Source organism: Stenotrophomonas sp. ZAC14D1_NAIMI4_1 (assembly GCF_003086775.1).
In the GTDB taxonomy this organism is placed as follows: domain Bacteria; phylum Pseudomonadota; class Gammaproteobacteria; order Xanthomonadales; family Xanthomonadaceae; genus Stenotrophomonas.
The window spans coordinates 2,957,014-2,973,292 of sequence record NZ_CP026001.1 but is presented as its reverse complement, the minus strand read 5'-3'; the positions used below and the strand labels follow the sequence as shown (position 1 = coordinate 2,973,292).

The window sequence follows — 16,279 nt, the reverse complement described above, 5'->3', positions numbered from 1 at the left end:
GCCATGCCTGTTCCCACCATCGCCGTGTTCGTTGGCAGCCTGCGCAGGGAGTCCTGCAACCGCAGGCTGGCCCTGGCACTGGAAAAGCTGGCCGGTGATCGCGCGCGTTTCCAGTACGTGCGCATCGACGATCTGCCGCTGTACAACCAGGATTTCGACGGCAGCTACCCGGCGCAGGGCACCCGCCTGAAGGACGAGGTGCGCGCTGCTGACGCGGTGCTGTTCGTCACCCCCGAATACAACCGCTCGGTGCCGGGTGTGCTGAAGAACGCCATCGACATCGGCTCGCGGCCCTATGGTGACAGCGCCTTTGGCGGCAAGCCGGCGGCGGTGATCGGCGCCTCCATCGGCCAGATCGGCACGGCCGTGGCCCAGCAGCACCTGCGCAACAGCCTGGCTTTCCTGGACATGCACGTGCTCGGCCAGCCGGAGGCGTTCCTCCATTTCAAGGACGAGCTGATCGGGGCGGATGGCACGATCCACAATGAAGGCACGCAGAAGTTCCTGCAGGGCTATGTAGACCGCTTCCTGCAGCTGATCGCGGTGCATGCCAAGGGCGACTGACGCTGCCCTCGGGGTCAGCGCCCTCTGCTGCGCAGAGGGATCTGACCCCATGCGATAATGGGTCTCCATAGGCCGGACAGGCACGTCGCACAGCGGCGGATATCCCCCGTTCGTCCACGGCTTATCCACAGGCTTGTCCATGGCCGCCGGGGTCGGCGCATGCCTACACTCGTCTGGCCCACTTTCGCAGGAAACACCGCAGCATGTCCGCCCGTTCCGGCTTCCGTTCCAACCGCAAAGAGCGCGGCGATGGCTTCGACCGCGATCGCGACGAATCGCGCATCGACCAGCTGCGCGTGCCGCCGCACTCGGTGGAAGCCGAACAGGCGGTGCTGGGCGGCCTGATGCTGGCGCCGGAAGCCTACGACCGGGTCAACGACCAGCTGACCGAGACCGACTTCTACCGCCGCGACCACCAGATGATCTACCGGGCGATCCGCGAGCTGTCCGAGCGCGAGCGCCCGTTCGATGCGGTGACCCTGGGCGAGTGGTTCGAATCGCAGGGCAGGATGGAGCTGGTGGGCGACGGCGCCTACCTGATCGAACTGGCCAGCACCACGCCATCGGCGGCCAACATCGTCGCCTACGCCGAGATCGTGCGTGACAAGGCGGTGCTGCGGCAGCTGATCCAGGTCGGCACCGACATCGTCAACGACGGCTTCCAGCCGGAAGGCCGCGACAGCAGCGAACTGCTGGCCTCGGCCGAGAAGAGCGTGTTCGCCATTGCCGAACAGGGCGCACGTGGGCGTACCGACTTCGTGGCCATGCCCGGCGCACTGAAGGATGCCTTCGAGGAACTGCGCAACCGCTTCGAGAACGGCGGCAACATCACCGGCCTGCCGACCGGCTACACCGATTTCGATGCGATGACCGCCGGCCTGCAGCCGACCGACCTGATCATCCTGGCCGCGCGCCCGGCGATGGGCAAGACCACCTTCGCGCTGAACATCGCCGAGTACGCGGCGATCAAGTCGAAGAAGGGCGTGGCGGTGTTCTCGATGGAAATGTCCGCATCGCAGCTGGCAATGCGCCTGATTTCCTCCAACGGCCGCATCAACGCCTCGCGCCTGCGTACCGGCCAGCTGGAAGACGAGGACTGGAGCCGGGTCACCAGCGCGATCAAGATGCTGAAGGAAACCAAGATCTTCATCGACGATACGCCGGGCGTGTCGCCGGAGATCCTGCGTTCCAAGTGCCGCCGCCTGAAGCGCGAGCACGACCTGGGCCTGATCGTGATCGACTACCTGCAGCTGATGAGCGTGCCGGGCAACAGCGAAAACCGCGCGACCGAAATCTCTGAAATCTCGCGCTCGCTGAAGGGCCTGGCCAAGGAATTGAACGTACCGGTGATCGCGCTTTCGCAGCTCAATCGATCGCTGGAAACGCGAACCGACAAGCGCCCGGTGATGGCCGACCTTCGCGAATCGGGCGCAATCGAGCAGGACGCGGACATGATCGTCTTCATCTACCGCGACGATTACTACAACAAGGAAAATTCGCCGGACAAGGGCCTGGCCGAGATCATCATCGGCAAGCACCGTGGTGGCCCCACCGGTTCGTGCAAGCTGAAGTTCTTCGGCGAATACACCCGCTTCGACAACCTGTCCCACGATTCGGTCGGTTCATTCGAGTAACGGGTTCTTCCTGTGTATGCAGCGTGTAAATGACATGTAACGCGCTGCTTCTACGATTCCGCCGCTGCTGCTCTTCGACGCCGCCTTTCGGCGTCCAGCGTGCCCAAGGAATCCGCCTTCATGTCGCCCCATGCTCCGCTTCGCCGCAACCTGCTTGCCCTGCTGGTCTGTGCATCGCTGCCGTCGCTTGCTCTGGCTGAAACCGCTCCTGCCACTGAAGCACCGTCGGCCACGACCCTCGATTCGATCTCGGTGATCGGCCGCGGCGAGGCCCGCCAGGTGCAGCGTGTCACCGCGGAAGACATGAAGGTGCTGCCGCCGGGCGCCAACCCGCTGAAGCTGCTGGCCAGCAAGCCGGGCGTGCATTTCGAATCGGCCGACGCCACCGGTGCCTATGAGTGGTCCACCAGCATCAGCCTGCGCGGTTTCAACCAGAACCGCCTCGGCTATACGCTTGATGGCATCCCGCTGGGCAACATGTCCTACGGCAACAGCAATGGCCTGCATATCAGCCGCGCCGTGATCAGCGAGAACCTGGGCGGTGCGGAAGTGTCCACCGGCATCGGCGCACTGGGTACGCCGTCCACCAGCAACCTCGGGGGCGTGTTCCAGTTCTATTCGATCGATCCGTCCACCGAGTACGGCGTGGTGCTGGCGCAGGGCTTCGGCAGTGACAATGCGCGCCGCAGCTATGCACGCCTGGAGACGGGCGAACACCAGGGGTTTGCTGCCTACCTGTCCGGCGCGTACTCCGAGGGCGACAAGTGGAAGGGCAAGGGATCGCAGGAGTCGAAGCAGTTCAACGGCAAGGCCACCTACCACTTCGGTGAGGACAGCAGGATCACCGCGCTGTTCAACGGATCGCGCCGGGTCGAGGCCGATTACCAGGATCTGTCGCTGGAAATGATCGATCGCCTCGGCTGGAACTGGGACAACTATGCACCGGACTGGGATCGCGCGGTCGCTGCTGCGAACGGCCAGTACAGTGGCGGCGTCAACAGCCCATGGGACGCGTATTACTCCGGCCATGGCCTGCGCAATGACGACCTGTCCAGCATCGCCGGCGATTTCGGCCTCAACGATTCGATGCGGCTGAAGGTCAACGTCTACAACCACAGCAATCGCGGCCAGGGCCATTGGTTCAGCCCGTCCAATCCCTCCAACCCGGGTACCAGCCGGGAAATTCCGATTTCGATCCGCACCACCGAATACGCGATCGACCGTACCGGCGTGACCTCTGCGTTCACCTGGAATGTCGGCGGCCACGAACTGGAAGCCGGCCTCTGGTACGAGGACAACGGCCACAGCGTGCAGCGCAACTTCTACTACATCGATGGCCCCATCACCGATGACTTCTTCCTGCGCAATCCCGACCAGCGCGTGTGGAACCAGCACTACACCACCATCACCCGCCAGTTCTATGTGCAGGACCGCTTCCGCCTGTTCGATGATCGCCTGACCATCGACATCGGTGCCAAGTCGCCGCACACCCGTACCAGCGTGCGCACGCCGCTGGGCAACTACGCGAACAACAGCAGCCTCACCGCGAAGAAGGGCCTGCTGCCGCAGGCTGGCTTCAACTTCAAGCTCAACGAAGGCAACGAGGTCTTCGGTTCGTTCGCAAAGAATGTCGCTGCCTATGCACTGGGCGTCGGCAGCCCGTTCAACGTGCCGCAGGCCGACTTCGATGCCAGCGCAGGCAACCTGAAGCCGGAACAGTCACGCACGATCGAGCTGGGCTGGCGTGGCTACGGCCGGGGTTATGAAGCGTCGGTCGCGGTGTATGACGTGAAGTTCGACAACCGCCTGCTGGCGATTGCCCAGTGCGTGGGCATCCTTGGCTGCCCGGCGCTGTTCTCCAACGTCGGCTCGGTCACCAGCCGCGGCGCCGAGGCCACCCTGCAGTTGAAGCCGATGCAGGACCTGGCCTGGTCCAATGCGCTGTCCTGGAATGACAGCACCTACGACAACGATTACGTGAACAACGAAGTGGTGCCGACCCGCGGCCGCAAGACCGTGGACACGCCCGAATGGATGTTCGCCAGCACGCTCGCATGGACCCCGGGGCCGTGGGACATGCGCCTGTCGGCCAACCATGTCGGCAAGCGTTACGTGACCTACACCAATGATCTTTCGGTGCCCAGCTACTGGCTGGTCAATGCATCGGTGGCCTACGACTTCGGTGCGATGGGCCCGGCGCAGAACCTGACGGTTGCACTGAACCTGACCAACCTGACCGACAAGCGCTACCTGTCCTCCATCAACACCAATGGCACCTACGCCACTGACCCGACCCGCAGCCTGGCGACCATGCAGGTCGGCGCGCCGCGGCAGGTGATGGCCACCGCCACCGTCCGCTTCTGATGCGCGCACCTGTCGATCCGGAAACCCGTCGCCGCCTGCTGCGCATGGCGTGGCAGGGCACGGGGGCGGCCATCGCACTGGCGGCGATGCCGGGGCTGGCCACGGCCGGCCCGCGACCGCGGCTCGGGCGCGATCCGTTCACGCTGGGCGTCGCTGCTGGCGACCCGGATCCGCAGGGCGCGGTGCTGTGGACGCGGCTGGCAACGGACCCGCTCAATGGCGGCGGCATGCCCGCGCGGGCGGTGCCGGTGCGCTGGTACGTGGCAGAAGACCCTGGCATGCGCCGGCTGGTGCAGCGGGGTGTTGCTGCTGCCGTACCGGAACTGGCGCATTCGGTGCACGTGGAGGTCAATGGCCTGCGCCCGGGCCGTGACTACTACTACCGGTTCGCCTGCGACGGGGATGAAGAAAGCGCGGTCGGCCACTTCCGCACCGCGCCGTTGCCCGATACGCAGCTGCAGCAGCTGCGGTTGGCCCTGTGCACCTGCCAGGCCTGGAACAGCGGCTACTATCCGGTGCTGCGCGATATCGCGCGGAGCGATGTCGACCTGGTGCTGCACGCCGGCGACTACCTGTACGAATACAGCCCGCTGCAGAATGCACGCGGCAGCACGCTGGATGCAGCGCGCTTCAGTGGCGAGACCGTCAGCCTGGAGCGTTACCGCGACCAGTACGCGCTGTACAAGCTCGATCCGGACCTGCAGGCAGCGCATGCCGCGCATGCTTTCGCGGTGATCTGGGATGACCACGAGGTGCAGAACGACTACTCCGGCATCCATCCGGAGAAGCCCGGCGTATCGACGGAAGATTTCATCGTGCGTCGGGCGGCGGCCTACCGCGCGTTCTACGAACACCTGCCCATGCGCAGCACGCCGGCCGGCAATGGTGGCCTGCGCGTGCACCGGGGGCTGCGCTACGGTGATCTTGCGCAGCTCAGCCTGCTCGATTGCCGGCAGTTCCGTCCCGCCAATCCCTGCGGGGTGGGCGAATCGGCGCGCTGCGAAGCGGCACTGGACCCGCGCATGAGCATGCTCGGTGTCGGCCAGGAAGCCTGGTTCGCCCAGTCGATGTTGGCGGCACAGGGGTTGCGCTGGAACGTGGTGGTACAGCAGTTGCTGATGGCCCAGCTGCGGCTGGAGGCAGGCACCCCACGCGAGCGCTTCTGGAACGACGCCTGGGACGGCTATCCGCTTGCGCGCAACCGTCTGCTGCAGGCGCTGCAGACAGGCGGGCAGGGCAACGCGATCGTGCTCGGCGGCGACTGGCACTCCACCTTCGTCAACGACCTGAAGCTGGACTTCGATGCGGCCAGCTCGCCGGTGGTGGCCACCGAATTCATCGCGCCGGCAATCAGCAGTGGCGGCGACGATACCCCGTATGGCCCTTACTACGGCCCATCGATTCCGCAGAACCCGCATATCCGCTATTTCGACGGCGACCGTCGCGGCTGGTGGAAGCTGCAGCTGAACCGGCAGACCGTGGATGCCGAACTGCGCTTTGCCGACAGCGTGCTGCGTGCCGATGCCGAGGTGCGGACCGCAGCGCGCTTCCAGGTCATCCACGGCCGACCGGGGGCCGTGCCGGTATAAGCCCCGGCCGGCGCTCAAGTTCCCCCGTCACCTGCCGTTACCGCACCGGTAACAGGGGGAAACATCACCGTCCATGACCCATCGCTGCACGCGCGGCGATGGAGCAGCGCGTGCGCCCCCTTCATTCATGGGGAACGGATCGATGTCGGCGGTAGCAGGGAAGAGTGGGTTGAGGCGCGGCGTCGCCTGGATGTGCGTGGTGTTGTTGCAGCTGCTGGCAGGTACGGGCGTTGCGCAGGCGGCGTCGGCGGCGTGCGAGGCCATCAACCTGATAGGTGCCACGACCAACGAGATCCGGTCGTTCGCACAGGGTGCCTTCCTGCCAGGGGAGTCGCTGACAATCAGTTTCAGAGACAGCGGCGAGAACATCGGCAAACCGCCGACGTCGGCCGACGCCATCATTTTCCGCAGTTTGAGTTTTGGCCCGGGAGGCTACGACTACCGCAGCAACACCGGGTCTGCCGGAGCGCACAGCGGAACGGTCGACAGCAGCTTCCTGGTGGCCAACGGCCTGTTCATGAGCATCAAGACCGGAAGGTACATCAGCCCGGTCGAGATCCGCTGCATTTCCGCTGCCGCACAACCGCTGCAGCTGGCGCCGCCGGCGACGCAGCAGTTCACCGTCGGCACGGCGGTGGATTTCAACCTGGCCGCCAGCGGCGGCACCCTGCCTTACAACTTCGGCATCAACAGTGGCACCTTGCCCGCCGGGCTGGTGCTTGAGCCGACGGGGCGCCTGAATGGCACGCCGCAGGTCGCGGGCACGTTCAGCGTCAGCGTGGAGGTCACCGATGCCGCGGCCGCCAGCGCGCACCAGCCGCTGTCGGTCAACATCGCGGCCATCGCGCCCGATGCCCCCGGCCAGGTCGTGGCCGTCGCCGGCGATGGCCAGGCCGTGGTCAGCTTCACCGCACCGACGCAGACCGGCGGCGCGCCCATTGTCCAGTACGCCGTGATGGCGTCCACGGGCGAATGGATGCTCGGCACGCAGTCGCCGATCACGGTGACCGGCCTTGCCAACGGCATGCCCGTGCAGTTCCAGGTGATCGCCAACAACGGCAGTCAGGCCAGCCAGCCGTCGCAGGCAAGCGCGGCGGTCACGCCGATGACCGGGCAGACGATCCAGTTCAATGCGCCCGGCGACCAGCCCTTGGGTTCGCTGCTGGCACTGGAGGCCACCGCGAGCAGCGGCCTGGCCGTCGAGTACGAGAGCCTGAATCCACTGGTCTGCGTGCTGGAACGTGCAGGCAACCTGCGGCTGTCCGCGCTCGGTACGTGCACGGTGCGCGCGCTGCAGCCCGGCAACGCGGGCACGCGCGCGGCGCAGCCGGTGGAGCGCAGCTTCAACGTGGTGGCTGCCCGCGCGTCGGCGCCGACCCTGCGTCGCGTCGAACGGATCGGCGCAAGCAGCGTGGACGTGTACTTCGATGTACCCGCCAGCGACGGTGGCAGTGCCATCCTCTCTTACGAGGTGGCAGCACGCCCGGGTGCTGCTGTGGTCAGCGGTGCCTCCAGCCCGGTACGCATGAGCCGCCTGCATGCAGGCACGACCTATACCTTCGCCGTGCGTGCGCGCACCGCGACAGGGCCCGGCACCTTCTCCGCCGAGTCCGATCCTGTGACGATGCCGACCGTGCCGCGCGTGACCGGCCTGCAGGTACCGGCCGACGGCCGCTACCTCGCCGGTGCCAGCCTCGATTTCCTGCTGGTCCTGGATCAGCCAGCAATCGTGCAGGGCGTGCCCGAGCTGCTGCTGTCGATCGGCGGGCAGCGCGTAGCCGCGACCTATCGCGCTGGCTCGGGCAGCAATCTGCTGGCTTTCAGCTACACCGTGTTGCCGGGCCAGTTGGACGAGGACGGCATCGGCATCGACGGCCTGCAGCTGGCCGGTGGCAGCATCCGCAATGCCGATGGCATCGATGCTGTGCTGGCGCTGGCAGGCGTGGGCGCTACCGGCGGCATCCTGGTGGGCGCGCAGCCGGCTGCCGCGCCGTCCATCACCGGCGTGGTTGCAGGCGATGGCGTGGTGACGTTGCAGTTCGCAGCGCCCGCGCAGGATGGCGGCAGCCCGGTGCTGGATTACGTGGTGACCGCGCAGCCCGATGGCCTGCAGTTGCAGGCGGCCGCTTCTCCGGCAGTGTTCACCGGCCTGCGCAATGGCACTGCGTATCGCTTTACGGTGACCGCGCGTACCGCAGCCGGGCTGGGCGCGGCGTCCATGGCATCGGACGACGTGGTGCCGATGGCGCAGCAGCAGATCCAGTTCGCACCCCTGGATGCCCAGGCTTTCGGCAGCACGCCACAGGTGCTGGCCAGTGCCAGCAGTGGCCTGGCGGTGTCGCTGTCCAGCAGCACACCCCGGGTCTGCAGCGTCGCTGCCGATGGCCGGGTGACCCTGCTTGCGGCCGGTACCTGCAGCATCGACGCCGATCAGCCGGGTGACGCCGCGACCCATGCCGCTACCCGCGTCAGCCGTTCGTTCGCGGTGCTGGCGGTGGTGCCGGGCGCGCCCCGCATCACTGCGGTCGTACTCGCTGCGGGCAGTGTGGACGTGAGCTTCCAGGCGCCGGCGTTCGAAGGCGGCAGTGCGGTCGACAGCTATCTGCTGCAGGCGCTGCCAGGTGGACAGAGCGTGCGTGGCAACGGCAGTCCGCTGCGTATCGACGGGCTGCCCACTGGCATCGCGCATCGCTTCGTGGTGACCGCCTTCAATGCGGCGGGAGCCGGTGCGGCATCGTTGCCGTCCGATCCGCTCACCGTGCAGGGCGCACCGGCGGTGACCGGCGTGCAGGTGCCGTCCGTCGGCCGCTACCTCGCCGGACAGGTGCTGTCCTTTGCGGTGCAGTTCGACCAGGGCCTGCAGGTGGGCGCTGCGCCGCAGCTGCTGCTGCGCATCGGCAGCCAGCGTCGGCTGGCCACGCTCTCGGCGGTGGAGACGGAGGTGCAGGGCAGTGTGCTGCGCTTCCAGTACACGCTGCAGGCCGATGACCGCGACGAGGATGGCGTCGAGGTGGAATCGGTGCAGGCTGCTGCCGGCAGCCTGCGCAATGCACAGGGCACCGAGGCACGCACTGCGCTGGCCAACGTCGGGGCGACCACCGGTGTACGCGTCGGCGCCGACCTGCCGTCGGCCGTCGCCAATGTGCGCGGCGTGGCCGGTGATGGGCAGGTGCAGGTGCATTTCGATGCAGCGTCGGCCGGCAGTGGCGCCATCGTCGATTACACCGTGACCGCGCAGCCGGGCGGCATCAGCGCAACCGGTACGACCTCGCCGATCACCGTGCGTGGCCTGGCCAACGGCAGCGCCTATCGTTTCGTGGTGGTCGCACGCAGCGAATACGGCAGCGGCGTGGTGTCGGCCGCCTCGGCAGCGGTGGTGCCGTTGCCGGACCTGGCCGTGGCCGATTCCAGCATCGTCGTGCCTTACGGTGCCGCAGCCGTCGTGCTGCCGCTGTCGGTGGGCGGTGTGGCCGAGCAGGTGCAGCTGACCGTGGGCCCGCAGCATGGACAGGTTGACGTGCAGGGCACGACGCTGCGCTACACGCCGGCCGCAGGCTATGCCGGCAACGACAGCATCAGCTACACCGTCAGCGATGCCTTCCGCACGTCGGCACCGGCCACGATCACGATTACCGTGGGTACGCCGACCGTGGTCCTGCAGTCGGCTGCGTTGCCGTTGGGCGAGGCTGGCACGGCGCTCGACGCGCAGCTGTCCAGCAGCGGCGGCGCGGCGCCTTACACCTACGCCATTGTTGGCGGCAGTCTGCCGACGGGCCTCCGCCTGGATCGCAGCGGACACCTGGCAGGTACGCCGGTGGCCGCAGGGCGTTTCGAGATCGAGGTCGAGGTGACCGACAGCAGCTCCGGCGGCGGTCCGTTCCGTGCGCGCCGCGTATTCGTGCTGAACGTGGCGGCTCCGCAGATCGGGGAAGTCGAAGCCCCGCTGCCCGCGGCAACCCAGGCTGGCCCGGTCAGCCTGCGCCTGCAGGCACGTGGCGGTACCGCGCCCTATGCGTTCCGCCTGATGTCGGGTGCGCTGCCGCCCGGCGTGCTGCTGTCCAGCGACGGCCAGGTGCAGGGCGTGGCCACCGTGGCCGGCGTGTTCGATTTCGACGTGGAAGTCAGCGACACCTACGGCTTCACCGGCGTGGCGCGCTACCAGCTGAAGATCGCGCAGGCCGCGCAGGCTATCACCGGCTTCAGCGTGGACCCGGCAACGCCGGTCTACAGCGAGGGCGGCAGCTTCGAGGTCTCCGCACGGGGTGGTGCGTCGGGTCAGCCGCTGCGTTTCGGCAGCAGCAGCCCCGCGGTCTGCAGTGTCAGCGGCACGCGCGTCGCCATGCTGGCGGCAGGGCGCTGCGTGCTGACCGTAGACCAGGACGGCGATGCCAACCATGAAGCGGCCGCGCAGCAACAACACGTGGTCGATATCGCGCTGGCCGTGCCGGTGCTGGCGTGGAGTGCCGACCTGCAGCGCCTGCTGGAACAGGGCAGTTTCGAACTGCCGCTGCCGACCAGCGCCAGCCCGGGTGCCTTCAGCTTCCATAGCAGCGACACCGCAGTGGCCAGTGTCGAGGGCCGCACTGTGCATGTGCACGGCGAAGGTCGTGCGGTGATCACCGCCAAGCAGGCCGCTGCGGGCAGCTATGCCGCGGCCAGTGCCGAGCTGGTGCTGGTGGTGAACATGCGCCCGGACCCGACCCGTGACCCGGGCGTGACCGGGCTGCTGCAGGCGCAGGTGGATGCGAGCGTGCGCTTCGCCAACGCGCAGCAGGCCAACATCCGCGAGCGCCTGCGGCAGGTACGTGCGGGCGGCAATGCCGACAGCAACACGCTGTCGGTGTCGACCGGCGCGCGAGGCCCGGAGGCGGCGTCGCTGCCGCTGGGCCAGGCCATGGAGAGCGAGCGTCCGCTGCTGCCCGCCGGCTGGGGCACCTGGGTGTCCGGCACGGCCACCTACGGCCGGGGTGGCCCGACCGGGGCAGGGCGGTATGACCTGCGCAGCGACGGCCTGACCGTGGGCGTGGATCGTCGCCTCGGTGACAGCGCACTGTGGGGCGTGGCCGGCAGCATCGGCCGCAACGACAGCGAGCAGGATGATGCCCGCACGCGCCTGCAGGCCGACCAGCGGTCGCTGGCGTTGTATGGCCTGTGGCGCGGCAACGCGCACGTGTTCGTCGATGCGGTGCTGGCCACCGGCAACCTGCGCTTCGACCTGCAGCGCTGGAGCCGCGATGCCGGCGCGATGGCGGTGGCCCGTCGCGAGGGTTCGCAGTGGTTCGGTTCGCTGGCGCTGGGCTATGAGCAGGTGTTGTCGGGCATGCGCATGAGTGGCTACGCACGGCTGGACGGCAGCCGCAGCACGCTGGATGCCTACCGCGAGCACGGCCTGGGCGAACTGGATCTGGCCTATGGCCGCCACGTCGTTGACAGCCGCGCGCTGGCATTCGGCCTGGAAGGCAGCGCGGTCGAATCGGCTGAGGCGCGCATGCGCCCGTTCTGGAGCATCGAGTACCGGCAGGCGCTGCAGGACCGGGGCGAAGCAACGTTGAACTACGCTGAGTGGGCGCGTCCGCAGGACTACCGCCTGGCGATGCGCAGCTACAACGAAGATCTGCTGTCGCTGTCTACCGGCGTCGACATGTCCATCGCGCGCGGCTGGATCCTGTCGCTGCTGCTGGGCCATGAACAGGCCCGGGGCAGTGATCGTTCCAGCAGCGTCGGCCTGCGCCTGAGCAACGGCAGCCGCTGAGGCCGCCAGCGCGATAATGCCAGCGGCGGCACCGGGCCATGCCCGGCGACCGCCGCTGCACCGGGTTTCATCGCCCCCAGCCCGGTTTCGTCGCAATCCGTTTGCGGCGGCCGCGGGCGCGCGGCACGGTGGTCACAGGCGGCAGGGTGCCGCCCAAGGAGACCGTCATGAAGACCTTGTTCGCGCTGGGCGTGTGGTGCCTGCTGTTCGTGCTGTGCTGGCCGTTGGCGCTGCTGGCGCTGATTGCCTGGCCGTTCGTCTGGCTGCTGAGCCTGCCGTTCCGCCTGGTCGGCATCACCTTCTCGGCGTTGTTCGCCTTCCTGCGTGCGCTGTTCATGCTGCCGGCCCGCGTGCTGGGCGGCCGTGCGGTGGCGGCATGAAGGTGCTGCTGGTTGCCCTGGCAGCGCTGGCCGGCCCGGCACTGGCGCAGTCGCCGGCACCGTCCTCGGCGTGGTTGGAGCGCCAGCAGACGGCCGCTGCCGATGAGGCGGATGCGGCCGGGTCCAGGTCTGCGAAAGCGCCCGAAGCCAAGGAGCGCTGTCGGGTCGTGAAGCAATGGAAGGTGAGGGACACCGTGGTCGAGCACCGCGTGTGTGAGGATGCGCCAAAGCCCGAGGCGCCCGCCCGGCAGGGGTAGAGCCGAGCCTGCGCTCGGCTGCTTTTTGTATCGGCCAGCCGAGCATGGGCTCGGCGCTGCATCAGGCCGCCTCGGCGCGCAGCGCCGCCTGCACCGCCGGGCGCGCATTGATCCGGCGCACGTAGGCCTCCAGCGCCGGCCACGTTGCAAGATCGATCGCAAAGAAGCGGCACCAGCCGAGCACGGTGAACAGATAGGCGTCGACCACGCTGAAGGCGGCGCCCATCAGGTAGTCCTGTGTCGCCAGTGTCTCCTGCAACAGGTCGAAGCGCTTGAACAGCTTCTGCCGGAAGATGGCCTTGGCCTCGTCCGGCAGCGCCGCATTGAACAGCGGCGCCGAGCCGGCGTGGATCTCGCTGGTCACGAAGTTCAGCCATTCCTGCAGGCGCACGCGCTGCCAGCTTGCAGGCGGCGGCGCCAGGCCGCTGTCCGGCCGCAGATCGGCCAGGTACTGGACGATGGCCGGGCCTTCACTCAGCACCTGCCCGTCATCCAGTTCAAGTGCTGCGACATAACCCGTGCGGCTGATGGTGCGGAAGTCGCGGCCATCGCTGGTGCGCTTGGTCGCGTTGTCGACCTTCACCAGTTCGAAGGGAAGGCCGAGTTCGCGCAGCACGATATGGGGCGAGAGCGAGCAGGTCCAGGGTGCGTAGTACAGCTTCAAGGGGAGCCTCCGGTGGCAGGGAAATGGCAGCGGCCTGCCGATCCAGGGCAGTCTGCCCAGCCGGGGAGCGGTGGTAAAATTAATGTTCGACTTCATTGCCATAAGTTGAGCTACTGCAACACATGATGAATCTCGCGCATTGGCGGTTGCTGGTGGCTGTGGCCGACGAGGGCACGATCTCGCGCGCGGCTGACCGCGTCGGCATCACCCAGTCCGGGGCCAGCCAAGCCATCGGCCAGCTGGAGGCCGCACTCGGCTTTCCGGTGTTCGTCCGCGAGCGCCGCCAGGTCGACGTCACGGCGCTGGGCCAGCAGGTGATCGATCACGCGCGGCGCATGCTGGACGGCCTGCAGGCCATCCGCGCGCTGGCCGACGACAGCCAGGGGCTGAGCGGTGCGCGCATCCGCCTGGCAACGTTCCCCTCGATCGTTTCGACCGTGCTGCCGGCACTGCTGCGCGACTTCCAGCGCCGCCACCCGGGCATCGAAGTGGTGGTGGTGGAGGGCACCGACGAGGAGGTCGAACAGTGGCTGGCTTCGGGTGCGGTCGAGGTGGGCGTGGTGCTGAACCCTGCACCCGCGCGATTGCCGTTGGCCCTGGGGAGCGATGCGTGGGTGGCGGTACTCGCGCAGGCGCATCCGCTGGGGCGGCGCGCCACCGAGCGCGGAATCGCGCTGGATGAACTGGTTGCCGAGCCCTTCATCCTTGCCACAGGCGGGTGCACGGTGAATGGCCAGCGGCTGATGGAGGACGCAGGCCTGCAACTGACCGACGTGCGGATAACGGTGCGCGACTGGGCCAGCGCCTGCGTGCTGGTGCGCGAGGGACTGGGCGTTTCGCTGGTGCCCGAGTCGACGCTGCCGTTGGATCGTCAGGGGCTGCGGGTGCTGCCCATCACCCCGGGCATCCGCCGCGTGTTCGGCCTGGTCTGTTCCCCGGCGGCGCCCGCATCGCGGGCAACGCAGGTCTTCATGCAGGTACTGGGCGCGGCGGCTGCCGCCAGTGAGTCCGGGTCAGCGTGAACCCGCTGCCGGCGGTGCAGGGACGACCTGCTGCTGGCCATCGCTGTACATCATCATGATCTTCTCGCCGCGGTAGGGCAGCACGACTTCGGGCCGCCACGGATCGCCCTTGGGCGAGGTGGCCTTGGCCGTGACAGTGCAGCCGCTGTCCTTGATGCCGCAGCGGCGGATGGCGATCTGCAGGGTGCCGTCGGCGGAGCGGTAATCGACGCCAGGTGAGTGGAACAGGGTTTCGCCCGGCATGCTGTAGCGGATCCTGATCTGGTTGGTGCCTAGCGGGCTTACTTCAACCGGTTGCACCGAGGCCCTGCGGTAGTCGCCTTCCAGCGGTTCGGCTGCGCAGGCCAGCAGCGGAACCAGGGTTGCCATCAACATCACCGCAGCGGCGCGCGACGTGCGGGCGAGGGGAGTCGAGCGCATGGACTTTCCTTCCTTGGTCAGATGCCCCGATCATTGAACCGCAGCATTGCAGGGTCAAGACACGCGGCGCTGCTGCAGGCAACGAAAAACCCCGCCGAAGCGGGGTTTTTGGTTTGCAGGCGAGTGCCGACCAACGGTCGGCACCTACCGTGATGCAGATCAGTTCGCCTTGTGGATGGCGCGCTTGCTGACCGCCATCGCCGCGTCGTGGATCACTTCCGACAGCGACGGGTGGGCGTGGCAGATGCGGGCCAGGTCATCGGCCGAGCCGCTGAACTCCATGGTCAGCACGCCTTCGTGCACCAGCTCGGAGACGTTGGCGCCGACCAGGTGCATGCCGAGGATGCGATCGGTTTCGGCATGGGCCAGGATCTTCACGAAGCCTGCCGGCTCGATCATCGCCACGGCGCGACCGTTGGCGGCGAACGGGAAGCTGCCGGCCTTGTACGGAATGCCTTCGGCCTTCAGCTGCGCTTCGGTCTTGCCGACCCAGGCCAGTTCCGGCTCGGTGTAGATGACCCACGGGATGGTGTCGAAGTTGACGTGGCCCGGCAGGCCGGCGATCAGTTCGGCAACCGCGATGCCTTCCTCGAAGCCCTTGTGCGCCAGCATCGGGCCGCGCACGCAGTCACCCACTGCCCAGACGCCGTTGACGCCGGTGTGGCAGTGCGCGTCGACTTCGATCTGGCCACGCTCGTTGACCTTCACGCCGGTGCCTTCGGCCAGCAGGCCCTTGGTGGCGGCGCGACGGCCGACGGCCACCAGCAGCTTGTCCACGGTCAGGGTCTTCTCGCCTTCGCTGTCGGTGTAGGTGACAACGACTTCCTTCTTCTTGCCCTTGCCGGTGATCTCGGTCTTGGAGACCTTGGCACCGAGGCGGATGTCCAGGCCCTGCTTCTTGAATTCCTTGGCAGCGGTCTTGGCCACTTCGGCGTCGGCCACGGCCAGGAACTCCGGCAGTGCTTCCAGGATGGTGACTTCAGCGCCCAGGCGCTTCCACACGCTGCCCAGTTCCAGGCCGATGACGCCGGCGCCGATCACGGCCAGGCGGTTCGGCACTTCGGTGAAGTCCAGGCCGCCGACGTTGTCGACGATGACGTCGCCGTCGAACTTGGCGAACGGCAGTTCGATCGAATCCGAACCGGCGGCGATGATGACGTTGGTGCCCTTCAGCTCGACTTCCGAACCGTCGTGCTGCTTCACCTTGACCACGTTGCCCGGCTGCAGTTCACCGAAACCGTAGTAGGTGGCGACCTTGTTGGCCTTGAACAGCATGGCGATGCCGCCAGTGAACTGCTTGACGATCTTGTCCTTGCGGCCAACCATCGCTTCGACGTCGATCTTGGCATCCTTGAAGCTGATGCCGTGGTCGCCAAAGATGTGGCCCATGTTCCAGAACTGGCGCGAGGAATCCAGCAGCGCCTTGGACGGGATGCAGCCCACGCGCAGGCAGGTGCCGCCCAGTGCCGGCTTGCCGTCCTTGCCCAGCGCTGCGTCGATGCAGGCGGTCTTCAGGCCCAGCTGTGCCGCGCGGATGGCAGCGTGGTAACCGGCCGGGCCTGCACCGATGACGACGACGTCGAATTGTTCAGCCATTGAATTATTCCTTGATGCATTACCAGAACCCCTCCGC

At 67.3% G+C, this 16,279-nt stretch carries 11 protein-coding genes; 8 read left to right on the top strand and 3 right to left on the bottom strand.

Features of this window, described 5'->3' with window-relative positions:
- Positions 1-3: 3 nt before the first annotated feature.
- The 7 genes from C1927_RS13720 (at position 4) to C1927_RS13690 (ending at position 12,540) form a co-directional block, all read left to right on the top strand.
- Positions 4-564, top strand: coding sequence for an NADPH-dependent FMN reductase (locus C1927_RS13720; RefSeq protein ID WP_108747001.1), 561 nt, complete (start codon positions 4-6; stop codon positions 562-564).
- A 203-nt stretch (positions 565-767) separates the two neighbouring features.
- Complete coding sequence (locus C1927_RS13715; protein ID WP_079222437.1) at positions 768-2,198, top strand: replicative DNA helicase; 1,431 nt, start codon at positions 768-770, stop codon at positions 2,196-2,198.
- 120 nt (positions 2,199-2,318) lie between these two features.
- Positions 2,319-4,562, top strand: a complete 2,244-nt coding sequence (locus C1927_RS13710) for a TonB-dependent receptor (RefSeq protein WP_108747000.1) — start codon at positions 2,319-2,321, stop codon at positions 4,560-4,562.
- Positions 4,562-6,151: an alkaline phosphatase D family protein gene (locus C1927_RS13705; RefSeq protein ID WP_108746999.1), complete on the top strand. Its 1,590-nt coding sequence runs from the start codon at positions 4,562-4,564 to the stop codon at positions 6,149-6,151. The genes C1927_RS13710 and C1927_RS13705 overlap by 1 nt, the downstream gene beginning before the upstream one ends.
- A gap of 199 nt (positions 6,152-6,350) precedes the next feature.
- Positions 6,351-11,903 (top strand): putative Ig domain-containing protein, encoded by a 5,553-nt coding sequence (locus C1927_RS13700; protein WP_159095362.1) that lies wholly within the window; start codon positions 6,351-6,353, stop codon positions 11,901-11,903.
- Between the two features lie 167 nt (positions 11,904-12,070).
- Positions 12,071-12,283 (top strand): hypothetical protein, encoded by a 213-nt coding sequence (locus C1927_RS13695; protein ID WP_079222433.1) that lies wholly within the window; start codon positions 12,071-12,073, stop codon positions 12,281-12,283.
- Positions 12,280-12,540: a hypothetical protein gene (locus tag C1927_RS13690; protein ID WP_108746997.1), complete on the top strand. Its 261-nt coding sequence runs from the start codon at positions 12,280-12,282 to the stop codon at positions 12,538-12,540. Before C1927_RS13695 ends, C1927_RS13690 begins: the two co-directional genes overlap by 4 nt.
- Positions 12,541-12,601: 61 nt before the next feature.
- Here C1927_RS13690 and gstA read toward each other — a convergent pair whose 3' ends face one another.
- A complete protein-coding gene (gene gstA / locus C1927_RS13685) occupies positions 12,602-13,204 on the bottom strand; it encodes a glutathione transferase GstA (protein WP_108746996.1) in 603 nt (200 codons plus the stop codon).
- Between the two features lie 125 nt (positions 13,205-13,329).
- Between gstA and C1927_RS13680 the strand changes: the two genes are divergently transcribed.
- Complete coding sequence (locus C1927_RS13680; RefSeq protein WP_254051483.1) at positions 13,330-14,226, top strand: LysR family transcriptional regulator; 897 nt, start codon at positions 13,330-13,332, stop codon at positions 14,224-14,226.
- On the opposite strand, the gene C1927_RS13675 is transcribed toward C1927_RS13680, so the two are convergent.
- Both C1927_RS13675 and lpdA read right to left on the bottom strand, forming a co-directional pair.
- The gene (locus C1927_RS13675) at positions 14,218-14,646 is read right to left on the bottom strand and encodes a hypothetical protein (protein WP_108746994.1); all 429 of its coding nucleotides are present in this window, start codon (positions 14,644-14,646) and stop codon (positions 14,218-14,220) included. The two genes, C1927_RS13680 and C1927_RS13675, sit on opposite strands and share 9 nt — an antisense overlap.
- Before the next feature lie 159 nt (positions 14,647-14,805).
- Complete coding sequence (lpdA, locus tag C1927_RS13670; RefSeq protein WP_079222428.1) at positions 14,806-16,242, bottom strand: dihydrolipoyl dehydrogenase; 1,437 nt, start codon at positions 16,240-16,242, stop codon at positions 14,806-14,808.
- Between the last annotated feature and the right edge of the window lie 37 nt (positions 16,243-16,279).

Bases quoted from the DNA above. Each gene is read 5' to 3' on its own strand.
- C1927_RS13720 (WP_108747001.1), top strand. From the start codon at position 4: ATGCCTGTTCCCACCATCGCCGTGTTCGTTGGCAGCCTGCGCAGGGAG.
- C1927_RS13715 (WP_079222437.1), top strand. From the start codon at position 768: ATGTCCGCCCGTTCCGGCTTCCGTTCCAACCGCAAAGAGCGCGGCGAT.
- C1927_RS13710 (WP_108747000.1), top strand. From the start codon at position 2,319: ATGTCGCCCCATGCTCCGCTTCGCCGCAACCTGCTTGCCCTGCTGGTC.
- C1927_RS13705 (WP_108746999.1), top strand. From the start codon at position 4,562: ATGCGCGCACCTGTCGATCCGGAAACCCGTCGCCGCCTGCTGCGCATG.
- C1927_RS13695 (WP_079222433.1), top strand. From the start codon at position 12,071: ATGAAGACCTTGTTCGCGCTGGGCGTGTGGTGCCTGCTGTTCGTGCTG.
- C1927_RS13690 (WP_108746997.1), top strand. From the start codon at position 12,280: ATGAAGGTGCTGCTGGTTGCCCTGGCAGCGCTGGCCGGCCCGGCACTG.
- C1927_RS13680 (WP_254051483.1), top strand. From the start codon at position 13,330: ATGAATCTCGCGCATTGGCGGTTGCTGGTGGCTGTGGCCGACGAGGGC.
- C1927_RS13675 (WP_108746994.1), bottom strand. From the start codon at position 14,646: ATGCGCTCGACTCCCCTCGCCCGCACGTCGCGCGCCGCTGCGGTGATG.
- lpdA (WP_079222428.1), bottom strand. From the start codon at position 16,242: ATGGCTGAACAATTCGACGTCGTCGTCATCGGTGCAGGCCCGGCCGGT.